Origin of the sequence: Variovorax sp. ZS18.2.2 (assembly GCF_024701975.1) — a bacterium.
Lineage (GTDB): Bacteria > Pseudomonadota > Gammaproteobacteria > Burkholderiales > Burkholderiaceae_C > Variovorax.
In genome coordinates this window covers 91,356-104,320 of sequence record NZ_JANLNM010000004.1, presented here as the reverse complement: position 1 = coordinate 104,320, position 12,965 = coordinate 91,356, and the positions used below count along the sequence as shown (strand labels likewise).

Annotated in this window: 12 protein-coding genes; 10 read left to right on the top strand and 2 right to left on the bottom strand. The window is 64.3% G+C overall.

Going from position 1 to position 12,965, the window contains the following annotated elements; genetic code table 11:
- The first annotated feature begins 41 nt into the window (after positions 1-41).
- From NU688_RS17285 to NU688_RS17255, 7 genes are read left to right on the top strand one after another with little or no spacing between them, the layout of a single operon-like run.
- On the top strand, positions 42-1,250 hold the full coding sequence (locus NU688_RS17285; RefSeq protein WP_257861983.1) for a CaiB/BaiF CoA-transferase family protein: 1,209 nt from the start codon (positions 42-44) through the stop codon (positions 1,248-1,250).
- 45 nt (positions 1,251-1,295) lie between these two features.
- Positions 1,296-2,279 carry a tripartite tricarboxylate transporter substrate binding protein gene (locus tag NU688_RS17280; RefSeq protein WP_257861982.1) on the top strand — a complete coding sequence of 328 codons (984 nt, stop codon included), beginning with the start codon at positions 1,296-1,298 and terminating at the stop codon, positions 2,277-2,279.
- A 48-nt stretch (positions 2,280-2,327) separates the two neighbouring features.
- The gene (locus NU688_RS17275) at positions 2,328-4,271 is read left to right on the top strand and encodes an acyl-CoA synthetase (protein ID WP_257861981.1); all 1,944 of its coding nucleotides are present in this window, start codon (positions 2,328-2,330) and stop codon (positions 4,269-4,271) included.
- A 42-nt stretch (positions 4,272-4,313) separates the two neighbouring features.
- On the top strand, positions 4,314-5,312 hold the full coding sequence (locus tag NU688_RS17270) for a tripartite tricarboxylate transporter substrate binding protein (RefSeq protein ID WP_257861980.1): 999 nt from the start codon (positions 4,314-4,316) through the stop codon (positions 5,310-5,312).
- Positions 5,313-5,344: 32 nt separating this feature from the next.
- The gene (locus tag NU688_RS17265) at positions 5,345-6,094 is read left to right on the top strand and encodes an electron transfer flavoprotein subunit beta/FixA family protein (protein WP_257861978.1); all 750 of its coding nucleotides are present in this window, start codon (positions 5,345-5,347) and stop codon (positions 6,092-6,094) included.
- 2 nt (positions 6,095-6,096) lie between these two features.
- Positions 6,097-7,029, top strand: coding sequence for an electron transfer flavoprotein subunit alpha/FixB family protein (locus NU688_RS17260; RefSeq protein WP_257861977.1), 933 nt, complete (start codon positions 6,097-6,099; stop codon positions 7,027-7,029).
- Positions 7,030-7,033: 4 nt separating this feature from the next.
- Entirely contained in the window at positions 7,034-8,005 is a 972-nt protein-coding gene (locus NU688_RS17255; protein WP_257861976.1) for a nitronate monooxygenase family protein, read from the top strand.
- An 89-nt stretch (positions 8,006-8,094) separates the two neighbouring features.
- Here NU688_RS17255 and NU688_RS17250 read toward each other — a convergent pair whose 3' ends face one another.
- A complete protein-coding gene (locus NU688_RS17250) occupies positions 8,095-8,577 on the bottom strand; it encodes a GreA/GreB family elongation factor (protein WP_257861975.1) in 483 nt (160 codons plus the stop codon).
- Between the two features lie 402 nt (positions 8,578-8,979).
- On the opposite strand from NU688_RS17250, the gene NU688_RS17245 reads away from it, so the two are divergent.
- A complete protein-coding gene (locus NU688_RS17245) occupies positions 8,980-9,489 on the top strand; it encodes a DUF1993 family protein (RefSeq protein ID WP_055803081.1) in 510 nt (169 codons plus the stop codon).
- Positions 9,490-9,816: 327 nt separating this feature from the next.
- Entirely contained in the window at positions 9,817-10,377 is a 561-nt protein-coding gene (locus tag NU688_RS17240) for a hypothetical protein (RefSeq protein WP_257861974.1), read from the top strand.
- 168 nt (positions 10,378-10,545) lie between these two features.
- Here the strand turns inward: NU688_RS17240 and NU688_RS17235 are convergent, their stop codons facing one another.
- Complete coding sequence (locus tag NU688_RS17235) at positions 10,546-11,994, bottom strand: IS1182 family transposase (RefSeq protein ID WP_257862408.1); 1,449 nt, start codon at positions 11,992-11,994, stop codon at positions 10,546-10,548.
- Between the two features lie 138 nt (positions 11,995-12,132).
- Between NU688_RS17235 and NU688_RS17230 the strand changes: the two genes are divergently transcribed.
- Positions 12,133-12,567 (top strand): ankyrin repeat domain-containing protein, encoded by a 435-nt coding sequence (locus NU688_RS17230; RefSeq protein ID WP_257861972.1) that lies wholly within the window; start codon positions 12,133-12,135, stop codon positions 12,565-12,567.
- The last annotated feature ends 398 nt before the right edge of the window (positions 12,568-12,965 follow it).

Here is a 12,965-nt window from a genome sequence, read left to right as displayed (position 1 = left end):
CACGCCGTGCGGGGCTTTCTCGTTTCCAGGGAGTTGCCTTCATGCCACTGCTGAATTCCTCGCTGCCGCTTGCCGGCGTGCGCGTCCTCGATCTGTCCCGCATCCTCGCGGGCCCCTGGTGCGGCATGGTGCTGGCCGACATGGGCGCCGAAGTCATCAAGGTCGAGCACCCGGGCCGCGGCGACGACACGCGCGATTGGGGCCTGCGCGTCGGCAAGACCGAGACCGCCTACTTCAACAGCGTGAACCGCAACAAGCGCTCGGTCACGCTCGACCTGCAGACGCCCGAAGGCCAGCAGATCGCGCGCGATCTTGCCAAGCAGTGCGACGTGGTGATCCAGAACTTCAAGTTCGGCGGCATCGACAAGCTGGGCCTCGGCTACGAGCAGTTGAGCAAGGAGCAACCGGGTCTCATCTACTGCTCGATCTCGGGTTACGACCGCACCGGCCCCGAAGCCGCGCGGCCCGGCTACGACCTCGTGGTGCAGGGCGAGGCCGGCCTGATGGCGCTCAACGGCGAAGCCAACCAGCCGCCGCTGAAGTTCGGCGTCGCGGCGGTCGACCTCTTCACCGGCATGTACTCGGCGCAGGCGATCCTCGCCGCGCTCTACCAGCGCGAGAAGACCGGCAAGGGCCGGCATGTGGAGATGGCGCTCTTCGACTGCGGCCTGATGATCACCGCCTACTACGGCCTCGAGGCGCTGCTGATGGGCGAAGACCCGCCGCGCTACGGCAACTCGCATCCGTCGATCGTGCCCTACGGCGTGTTCGATGCGGCCGACGGCCCGCTGGTCATCACCGTGGGCAACAACGCGCAGTTCGCGCGCTTCTGCACCGACGTGATCGATCGCCCCGACCTTGCGGCCGACGAGCGCTTCAAGACCAACATCCTGCGTTCGGCGAACCGCGCGGTGCTGCTGCCCGAGCTGCATGCCGAACTGGCCAAACGCCAGCGCACCGACCTGCTCGCCAAGCTCACCGCCTCGGGCATTCCGTGCGGCGAGGTGCTGGGCCTGCTCGAAGCGCTGCAGTCGAAGCGCGCGACCGATGCCGGCCTCGTGACCACGCAGCCGCATCCGGTCGCCGGCACGGTCAACGTGCTCGCGCCGCCCTACCGTTTCGACGGCGAGCGCCTGCCGGTGCGCAACGCGCCGCCCACCCTGGGCGAAGGCACGCACGACGTGCTGCAGTCCCTGCTCGGCCTGTCTGACGAAAAGCTGGCCGCGCTGAAAACAAGTGGCGTCGTCTGAAGAAGACGCCTGTGCATTCCTGATTCCCTGAAGCAATAGAAGTCCATGGCCTCCCTCCGCAATCCCCTTCGCCGCGCACTCATCGCCCTGGCTCTTCCTTTCGTTACCGGCGTTGCCTTCGCGCAAGCCTGGCCCGCCAAGCCGATCACGCTGATCGTGCCCTTCCCGCCCGGCGGCCCGACCGACGTGGCCTCGCGCATCGTGGCGCAGAAGATGTCGGTCGCGCTCAAGCAGAACATCGTCATCGACAACCGCAGCGGCGCCTCGGGCACCGTGGGCGCGGCTGCCGCGGCGCGCGCCGCACCGGACGGCTACACCTTCGTGATGCTGGCCACGCCGACGCTGCTGGCCTCGCACCTCTACGGCCCGACCGGCTACGACATCTTCAAGAACTTCACGCCCGTGGGCAGCGTGTACGACCTGCCGATCGTGCTCGTGGTGAACCCCAAGTCGCTGCCCGACGTGACCACCCTGCAGGGCCTGATCGCCAAGGCCAAGGCCGAGGGCGGCAAGCTCAACTACACGACGGCCGGCGCGGGCAGCTTCGGCCACCTGACGACCGAGCAGCTCAAGACCATCGGCAAGTTCGACATGCAGCACGTGCCCTACCGCGGCAGCGCGCCGGCCGTGACCGACCTGATCGGCGGCCAGGTGCCCGCGATGTTCTCGGACCTCGTGGGCGTGCTGCCGCACATCAAGGCCGGCAAGCTGCGCGCCATTGCCGTGGGCTCGGGCCAGCGCGTGAGCCTCCTGCCCGATGTGAAGACGGTGGCCGAGCAAGGATTCCCCGGTTTCGATGCGACCTCGTGGGGCGGCCTGCTGGCGCCGGCCGGCACGCCAAAGAACGTGATCGACCGCATGAGCGCCGAACTCAAGACCGCGCTGGCCGACAAGCAGGTGCAGGAAAAACTCGAAAGCGTCGGCTCCTTCGCGGCCTACCGCACGCCCGAGCAGACCGGCACACGCATGCGCCAGGACTTCGAACGCTGGGGCAAGGTCATTCGCGACAACAAGATCACGAACCAGTAAAACAAGGCGCTTCGCGCGCGGTCCGCAAGACGACATCAAGGAGACAACATGACAGGCAACGACAACAAGAAAACGGCCGCTGCGCCGTTCCGCCCCCTGTTCCCGGTGCGCGGCCTCGCCGACATCCGGCGACTCGAAGAAACACCGCTCGAAGAAGCGCTCACGGTGCGCAGCACCTACGAGCTCTTCCGCAACTCCGGTGCGGCCTTCGGCGACAAAACGGCGCTGACCTTCCTGCGCAGCGGCAATCCGGCCGATGCGCCGATCCGCTGGTCGTACGCCCAACTGCTCGCGGGCATCCACCAGACCGCGAACCTGCTGCACACGCTGGGCGTGGGGCCTGACGATGCGGTCGCGGTGCTGCTGCCCGGTTGCCTCGAATACCACCTCGCGCTCTGGGGCGGCGAAGCGGCCGGCATCGTGCAGCCGCTGAACCCGCTGCTGACCGACGAGAAGCTGGTCGCGCTGATGACCGCGGCGCGCGCCAAGGTGCTGATCGCCTACGGCTCGGATGCGGAATCGGGCATGTGGTCGAAGGCGATGCGCCTGCGCGGCCAGGTGCCCACGCTCACCACCGTGCTGCGCGTGGCGCCGCACGACGAAGCGCCGGGCGCCGCGGGTGCGTTGCCCGAAGGCGTGGCCGAGTTCGACGTGCTGCGCGCCGCGCAACCGTCAGACCGCCTCGTGAGCGGCCGCGACATCGCGCCCTCCGACATCGCCGCCTACTTCCACACCGGCGGCACCACCGGCGCACCCAAGCTCGCGCGCCACAGCCACGGCGCGCAGGTGTTCACCGCCTGGGCCAGCGTGCAGCTGGCGGGCATGAACGAGAACGGCATCTCGATCAACGGCTATCCGCTGTTCCATGTGGCGGGCGTGCTGCCGGCCTCGCTCTCGTCGCTGTCGGCGGGCGTGGAGGTGATCATTCCGACGCCCTCGCTGCTGCGCAACAAGGAGGTGCTGGCCAACTACTGGAAGCTGGTCGCGAAGTACCGGCCGACCTCGCTCTCGGCCGTGCCGACGGTGCTCGCGGCGCTGGCGAATGTGCCGCTGGATGGCGCGGACATCTCCTCGATCACCTACTGCCGCACCGGTGCCGCGGTGCTCGCGCCCGAACTGGCCGCGCGCTTCGAGCGCCTGTTCGGCCTGCATGTGCACGAGAGCCTGGGCATGACGGAGATGGCCGGCATCTCGACCATCACGCCGCCCGGCGTGAACGGGCCCGCGGGCTGCGTCGGCTTTCGCCTGCCGTATTCGCGGATCCGCATCGTCGCGCTCGACGAGAACGGCAACGCGAGCGACCGCGACGTAGCGTCCGGCGAGCAGGGCATGGTGCTGTTCAAGTCGCCCAACGTGTTCTCGGGTTTCGTCGACCCTGCCGACAACGCCAAGGCCTTCACGGCCGACGGCTGGCTCGCGACCGGCGACCTGGGCTGGATGGACAACGAGGAGCGGCTCAACCTCACCGGCCGCTCGAAAGACTTGATCATCCGCAGCGGCCACAACATCGACCCCAAGACCATCGAGGACGCGCTCGGCGCGCACCCTGCGGTGCAGTTGTGCGCGGCAGTGGGTGCACCCGATGCCTACGCGGGCGAGCTGCCTGTGATCTTCGCGACGCTGGTGCCCGGCGCCTCGGCCACCGAAGACGAGCTGCTCGCCTTCACCGCCGCGCGCGTGGACGAAGCGCCCGCCAAGCCCAAGTGGGTGTCGGTGATCGGCGCGATGCCGATGACCAACGTCGGCAAGATCTACAAGCCCGAACTGCGCGCCATGGCCGCACGGCAAGTGGTGGCCGCGACGGTCGCTGAGCTGTGCGTCGAACTCGGCGCGAGCGATGCGGCAAAGCCCGCAGTGACCACCGAAGGCGAAAGCCTCGTGCACGTGCAGATCGACGCGAATGCAGCGGGCGCACTCGCCGCAACGCTGCAGGAGCGGCTGCAGAAGGCGCTCGCGCCGCTGCCCTTCAAGACGCGCATCGCGCTGAAGTGAACTGAACCTCAAGAGTTTCTGAAACCAACGGGAGACAAAACCATGACCCATTCATCCTCCAACCGCCGCGCCTTGCTCTGCGCCGCCGCATCGACCGCCGCGCTGTTCGCGCTGGCCCCCGCCCACGCGCAGGCGCCCTACCCGAACAAGCCGATCCGCCTCGTCGTGCCCTTCCAGGCCGGCGGCGCGACCGACGTGCTCGCGCGCGTGCTGGGCCAGAAAATGTCGGCCGGCTTCGGCCAGCCGGTCGTCATCGACAACAAGCCGGGCGCGGCCGGGATCATCGGCACCGATGCGGTCGCCAAGTCGGCGCCCGATGGCTACACCGTCGTCTTCTCGCTCAGCAACGCGCTGCTGACCAACGAGTTTCTCTACGAGAAGCTGCCCTACGACACGCAGCGCGACCTCACGCTGGTCTACCAGGTGGCGATGGGTCCGCTGGTGCTGGTGGTGCATCCGAGCGTGCCGGTGAAGACCGCGCCGGAACTCTTGAAGTACGTGGCCGCGAACAAGGGCAAGGTCGCCTACGGCTCCTACGGCGTGGGTGCGTACCCGCACCTGGCCGGCGCGCACATGAGCCTCACGCAGCAGGCCGACATGAACCACGTCGCCTACAAGGGCGAGGCGCCGATGATGCAGGACCTGATCGGCGGGCAGATCCAGATGGCCTATGCGAGCGCGCTGGTGGCCAAGCCGCACATCGACGCGGGCAAGGTGCGGGCCATCGGCGTGAGCGGCGAACGCCGCATGGCCGCGCTGCCCAACGTGCCGACGATGGCCGAGCAGGGCCTGAAGGACGAGGCCTACCGCGTCACCGGCTGGCTCGCCTTTGCGGTGCCGGCGAAGACGCCCAAGCCCATCGTGGACCGCATCGCCGACGAGGTGCGCAAGGCCTCGCAGCAGCCCGACGTGCGCGAGCGCATCGCAGCCATGGGCTTCGAGCTGAAGGACAGCTCGCCCGAACTCTTTGCCGCCGCCTGGAAGCAGGAACGCCCGGTGTGGGAGCGGCTCATCAAGCAATCGGGCGCGAAGCTCGAGTGAACGAAGCTCATCTGATTTGTGAAGGACCAACCATGAAGATTCTTGTACCTGTCAAACGGGTCGTCGACTACAACGTGAAGGTGCGCGTCAAGAGCGACGGCACCGGGGTGGACATTGCCAACGTCAAGATGAGCATGAACCCCTTCGACGAGATCGCTGTCGAAGAAGCTGTGCGCCTGAAGGAAAAGGGCGTGGTCACCGAAGTGATCGCCGTCTCCTGCGGCGATGCGAAGTGCCAGGAAACGCTACGCACCGCAATGGCCATCGGCGCCGACCGCGGCATCCTGGTCGAAACGACTGAAGAGCTGCAGCCCCTGGCTGTCGCCAAGCTCCTGAAGGCGCTGGTCGACAAGGAACAGCCCCAGCTCATCATCCTCGGCAAGCAAGCCATCGATGACGACGCGAACCAGACCGGCCAGATGCTGGCTGCACTGGCCGACCTTCCCCAGGCCACCTTCGCCTCCAAGGTCGAAGTCGCTGGCGACAAGGCCACGGTCACGCGCGAAGTCGACGGCGGCCTGGAGACCATCTCCCTCACGCTGCCGGCCGTCATCACGACCGACCTGCGCCTGAACGAGCCGCGCTACGTGACGCTGCCCAACATCATGAAGGCCAAGAAGAAGACGCTGGACGTCTTCAAGCCCGAAGACCTGGGCGTGGACGTCAAGCCCCGCCTGAAGACCCTGAAAGTCAGCGAGCCGCCCAAGCGCGGTGCCGGCATCAAGGTGCCTGACGTGGCGACGCTGGTGGACAAACTGAAGAACGAAGCGAAGGTGATCTGAACATGACTGCACTTGTTATTGCCGAACACGACCACGCCAGCATCAAGCCGGCAACCCTGAATACCGTGACCGCAGCGCTGGCTTGCGGTGGCGACGTGCACATCCTCGTGGCTGGCGCCAATGCGGCTGAAGCCGCCAAGGCTGCGGCCCAGATCGTTGGCGTGTCGAAGGTCATCGCCGCCGACAGCCCGAGCCTGGCCGAGAACCTCGCAGAGAACGTGGCAGCTCAAGTCCTCGCGATTGCCGCCAACTACAGCCACATCCTGTTCCCCTCGACCGCCAACGGCAAGAACGTCGCACCGCGCGTGGCCGCCAAGCTGGACGTGGCCCAGATCTCCGACATCACCAAGGTCGACAGCCCCGACACCTTCGAGCGTCCGATCTACGCCGGCAATGCGATCGCCACTGTGCAGAGCAGCGATGCCACCAAGGTGATCACTGTCCGCACGACTGGTTTCGATGCTGCAGCCGCTACCGGTGGCAGCGCAACGGTCGAAACCGCCGAAGGCGTCGCAGACAGCGGCAAATCGAGCTTCGTCGGCCGCGAAGTCACCAAGAGCGAACGCCCCGAACTGACGGCCGCCAAGATCATCGTCTCGGGTGGCCGCGCCCTGGGCAGCGCCGAGAAGTTCACCGAAGTGATGGCGCCGCTGGCCGACAAGCTCAACGCAGGCCTGGGCGCCAGCCGCGCAGCCGTCGACGCGGGCTACGCCCCGAACGACTGGCAAGTGGGCCAGACCGGCAAGATCGTCGCGCCGCAGCTGTACATCGCAGCGGGCATCTCGGGCGCGATCCAGCATCTGGCCGGCATGAAGGACTCCAAGGTGATCGTGGCGATCAACAAGGACGAAGAGGCACCGATCTTCTCGGTGGCCGACTATGGCCTCGTGGCCGACCTGTTCGTGGCTGTGCCGGAACTCGTCAAGGCACTGTGAGCCGATGAAGACCCGCATCACCGAACTGCTCGGCATCCGCTATCCGATCATCCAGGGCGGCATGCAATGGGTGGGCCGCGCCGAGCTGGCCGCGGCCGTGTCGAACGCTGGCGGCCTGGGCATCGTGACGGCGCTCACGCAGCCCACGCCCGATGACCTGCGCAACGAAATCGCGCGCACCCGCACGCTGACCGACAAGCCCTTCGGCGTGAACCTCACGATCCTGCCGGCGGTGAAGCCGCCGCCGTATGCGGAGTACGTGCAGGCCATCATCGACAGCGGCATCAAGATCGTGGAGACGGCGGGCAACAGCCCGAAGGATTTCATCGAGGCGCTCAAGCGCCACGACGTGAAGATCGTGCACAAGTGCACCTCGGTGCGCCATGCGCTCTCGGCGGAGCGCAACGGCGTGGATGCGGTATCGGTGGACGGCTTCGAGTGCGCGGGCCATCCGGGCGAGGACGACGTGCCCGGCCTGGTGCTGCTGCCCATCGCGGCGCGGAAGCTCCGCATTCCGATCATCGCCTCGGGCGGTATCGCCGACGGGCGTGGCATGGCCGCCGCGCTCGCGCTGGGCGCCGAGGGCGTGAACATGGGCACGCGCTTCTGCGTGACGCAGGAGGCGCCCATCCACCCGAACATCAAGCAGGCGCTGGTCGATGCGACCGAGCGCGACACGAAGCTGATGTTCCGCACCATGCGCAATACCGCGCGGGTGTTCCGCAACGCGATCTCCGAAGAGGTGGTGGCGACGGAGAACCGTCCGGGCGGCTGCGAGTTCGAGGAAGTGCGCCCGCTGGTGGCCGGCGCGCGCGGCCGCGCGGCGCTGGAATCGGGCGAGGTGCAGAACGGCGTGGTGTCGGCCGGTCAATGCATCGGGCTGATCGACGATGTGCCGACCTGCGCGGAGCTGATCGAGCGCATGGTGCGCGAATGCCGTGAGCATCTGGACCGGGCACGGTCCTGGATGGACTGAGTCCTTCTGCTCGCATCGGGGGCGACGCTCACGCCGACGGGGTACCTTGCTCCGCGAATCGGCCAATTCGGCGTGAACTTGCTTGCGGCTTAATGAACCCGCAGCACCTCAAACTGCCGTCGGGTTAGAGCCACCTGTATTGACACCTCATCACCCTCGCATTTGCCCAGCATGGCCCTGCCCAAAGGTGCTTCGCTGCTGATGACCTGAACGAGCTGAGCGCCGCTGACCAACGTCATGCCGCCCCCATTCGGACCGAGGAAAAGCTGTTGCTGCTTGTCGTCGGAATCGACCAGGCAGACCAGCGCGCCGAGCTGTATACCTTTGCTGGCGTCGTAGGGACGCGGGCGGAATTGGCGCCAATTGGCCATCGCCTGGCGGATCGCTTCGGCGCGCCGAGCTTGGCCCGTGGCCAAGTAGGCGGCTTCGAGTCCCAATGTGTCGTATTTGTTTTCGGCGATGTTCTCTTCGTGAGTCGCCGTTTCATGGGCCGCCCGCATTGCCTGTTCGGCTTGCAGCAGGTCTTCGGCGAGCCGTTCCAGCACCTGCTGTTGCAGCAAGAATTTATCCATGACGAAAGGTCGGCATCTCGAGCAAGCGGGGGTAGGTTTTGAATATGAAGGGCTCCAGAACCCTTCGACGCTTATGTTGGCTGCAGGTTAACTTCAGCTATGGGCCCACCCGCGCCGTTTCGCTGCCTGGTGTCGAACGGCAGCAGACAGTCAATCTGAAGCGTGCGCACGCGAAGGACAGCTGTGCAGCGATCGCGGTCTGTCGTGCGTCTGCAATGGACGTCCGCTTCTTGCTGGTGAACTGCCCTTCAACGCGGCTGCTCCAACTATCAGCGGGAAGAAAAGCTGGTCACAAAAGCCGGGGCGATTCAGTTCGCCCTGTGCTGTTAGCCTCACATGGTCGGCAGGATCTCTGCCACGCCAACTCCGGCCATCGAGCCCAATTTTAGAAGTGAACTCACTATGACCAGCCCGCTGTACAACGCCTCCGTTCCCGTCATGCAGCAGATGCTGCGCGCCCTGTCCGACGTGCTCAAGAAGGCCGAAGACCACGCGACGCAAAAAAATATCGATCCCAATGCGCTGCTGCAGGCGCGGCTGTTCCCTGACATGTTTCCGCTGGTACGTCAGGTACAGATCGCCGCAGACTTCTCCAAGGGCATTGCCTCCCGCCTGGCTGGTGCCGAGGTGCCGTCCTGGCCCGACACTGAGGTCAGCTTCGCCGACCTGCAAGCGTTGATCGCCAAAGCTTTGGCCCATATCGGCTCCTTCAAGTCTGAGCAATTTGATTCGAGCGAGAGCCGCGAGATCGTATTGCGCCCCGGCACCCCCAAGGAAAAGAAGCTGACCGCAGGCGCATATCTTCTGCACTATGGACTGCCGCAGTTTTTCTTCCACGTGACCACCACCTATGCCATCTTGCGCCACAACGGTATTGAGATCGGTAAGCGCGACTACATGGGTGCCTACTGACCCAAGACAGACAGGAGTTCAGCCACTCTGGCCACTGTCGCTCGATAGCAACTAGAGCCTCCGTCGCTGCGCGATTTCGGCTAACTGTGGATGGAGGCTTTATCTACCCGAATTTGCTTGGCGCCTGGTCAAAGCTGACCAAATGTCTGTTGCGTTAGTCTGTGAATTACACAGTCGACCCGTTGCGGGCGTTCGACGTTGGTCTGCTGATGGCGGCTATGCAGCGGGAGCGGACTGTCTTTGGCCGAGGCTAGACTTCCGAGTTCGGCCACAACCGGACATTCCGATGAATCCCCTAGTTTGCAGTTTCGCCGGCGGAAAGCAGGCATGAAGCCGCGTCTTCGTCCACCTGCGGTTCCTTGGAAGGTCAGCCCGTCGGTTCCGCACATAGGCCTTACTCAGCCGGGCGTCGATGGCATCGCATACGTGACCTTCATTGGATTTTTCAAGACCGCTGCTGTGGACGCAGCAGCTGATTCGGTCGTAGCGACTATTCCGGTCCCCGATGCCTTCGTCGAATCGTCCGATTGGCACGGCTCTCGACACAGGCTGGTGCAGCTTGAATTCTCAAGCTGCATACAGGTCCGGCAAACGCCCGCTTTCTCCGATGCAGAGGTTGTCGAGGAAGAGGGATACGACTGGTCCTTTGTCCCGAGCAACATGCGAGAGCATGAAACTCCCGAGGACTGCGTCCAACGTGTTCATGATCTTTGGATGTCCAAGGGCACTTGTCCGGACCCTGGGATGTACGAGGTGGAGGGATCGCTCTGGCTCGCGTCTCTGGGCCACCCTCGCAACGCGCGGCACTTCTTGCTTCTTGGGCATGACGAGTATCTAGAGGTCATTGCCAGCGACTGGAAGTGGAAGCCCGGCCAGGCCGTGCTTTGAACCGGACCGGTGACCGGCAGAATGCGGCCGAGGCTGTGTGGAAACGCGTTCGGCACGCGAGTATGCCGAACTCAGTAGCGCTGTAGAGCGTTGCAGAAGCCGAGGGCGGCGATCAGGCCGGTGGTTCAAGGCCGCGCCCATCTGCGCAGTGAACGCAATTAGAAGGGCTCATGCCCCGGCCAATTGCATCGCCTTCATCGTTCTGACGAATCCCAGCACCTTCATGACCCGCTTGAGGTTGTAGGCCAGCACATGCAAGCTCATCTCGGTGCTCGCATGCCTCAAGGTCCTGGTCAGGAAGTGGGTTGATCCCATCCAGTGCTTCAACGTGCCGAACACGTGCTCCACGGTTCGCCGTCGCAAGGTCATGGCGTCGGGCTTTCGATCAAGCCGCTGCTGCACCCGATCAAGCACCGCTTCGTGTTCCCAGCGTCGGATGCGGCGGTAGCTGCTGGTTGTGCACTGCTCTCTCATAGAGCAACCAGGGCAGGCGCTGGGCCAGTAGACGTGCAGCTTGTGGTCGTTCTTCTCCAACGTGCTGAACCTGTAGATCGCTCGTTCACCCGCGGGGCATTGGTATTCGTCGTCTTTCGCGATGTAGACGAAATCGGTCTTGTCGAAGCGACCCGCGGCCTTGGCGTTCGATGTCATCGGCTTGGGAACAAAGGCCGTGATGCCGTCGTCCTCGCAGGCCTTGAGTTCCGTGCCACTGAAGTAGCCCCGGTCGGCGAAGGCTTGAAGCCTGGGCTTGTCCATCGCCTCGCGCGCAGCACGCGCCATCCTGTTGAGCTGCGCGCGGTCGTTGCCGACGTTCGTGACCTCGTGCGCCACGATCAAGTGGTTCTTCGCATCGACCGCGGTCTGGACGTTGTAGCCCACAAGTCCCGAGCCCTTGGCCTGCGAGATCATCGAACGGGCATCGGGATCGGTGGTCGAGCGCTGTCCATCAGGCTCATGCTTCAACTGCTCTTTGACCTCGTCGAGCTGGCGCATCTGATCGCGCAGCTTGCGGATCTTGTCTTGCAGTCGCTCGGTCTTGGCTTCGACCTCTGCAGGCTGCGTGCGGTCCGCCGTTTCCAGCGCGTCCAGGTAGCGCTGGATGCTTTGCTCGATCTGCTGCTGGCGCGCATCAATCTTGGCTGGCGTGACGTTGCGGTCCCGGCTGTTCACTGCCTTGAACTTGCTGCCGTCGATGGCCACGATGGCCTGTGTGAACAGCTTGAGTTTACGGCACATGGCGATGAAGCGCTTGCAGACATTGCGGATGCCTGTGCCGTTATCGCGGCGGAAGTCAGCGATGGTCTTGAAGTCCGGTGCGAGCCTTCCGGTGAGCCACATCAACTCGACATTGCGCTGGGTCTCGCGCTCCAAGCGACGGCTGGACTGAATGCGGTTCAGGTACCCGTAGATGTAGAGCTTGAGAAGCACCGTCGGGTGGTACGCCGGCCGGCCGGTGGCGGCTGGATCTGCTCCTTTGAAGCCCAGTGCTTGAAGATCCAGTTCATCGACAAAGACGTCGACAACGCGCACTGGGTTGTCTTCGCCGATATAGTCATCAAGACATTCCGGCAGCAGTGCAACCTGCTGTCGATCTTCGCCTTCGATGAATCGCTTCATGAGCACCTCGCTGAGAACGGGTGCCATGATTTTATTTAGACGGGCGTCAACGGCGAAGCGTTTTCACACAGCCTCGGCCAGGAGCGGTCGTCCATATAAGCGTGCATATCTCACGACCAGCAACAAGTAGAAATAGCTATGAAATTTGACCTCGGACGCGACCTATTTGATGCTTGTATCGCAGGGGACCTTAGCCGGGTTGAAGAGGTTCTGGAGAAATCGGATTCATCCTGCTTAGTTTGGCGCGACATGGACGGGCGTACCGCGCTTCATGCAGCGATTGAGTCGCGAAATGTAGAGATGGCCGCTCGCCTACTCGCCGCAGGCGCGAAAACTTCAGCTGTCGACAGGATCGGCGATACGCCTCTTCATCTTGCATTGCACGTCGAACTCGAGGGCTCGAACACGTCCGACAATCAGCTTGTTTTGACCCGCCTCTTGCTCGACGCGGGCGCTGACCCCGCCGCGCCGGGAAGCGATAGAACGCCTGCAATCGGCCTTGCTCGCCTCTACAAATCGGTTGAAGCCGAGCGCCTACTATCCGCCCATCTCGAAAAGAAAAGCGCCGAATAGTAGTAGAGGAATGTCAGCTTTGCAGAAACCCGAGAGACTGCATTGGGCCCATCCTTGCCCTTCGGGCTCCACGCGTGAGCGTCCGCAACCAGCCTGAAGCGAACATTGAGCGTAGTCGTGCCAATGTCGAGCGCAACCGACACCGACCCTTCGGACTTCTGCTTGTTCACCGCCCGTCTCTCACGAAAGCTCAGTAGTACGCCCCCGCACGTCCACCTGCAATCCGCCCCAGCCGTCGAACCGCCAACCTCACACCCGCACACGCCCCTGGAAGTGCCTCTGCCAAGCCCGAAAGGAAGAGCCCAGCTAAGGAAACCCCCGATGCATGAGTGGTCATCGACCCTCTAGCATCGGCGGCTGCTCCCCCTTGTCGAGGTGTACGGACCGCGTCCCGGCGT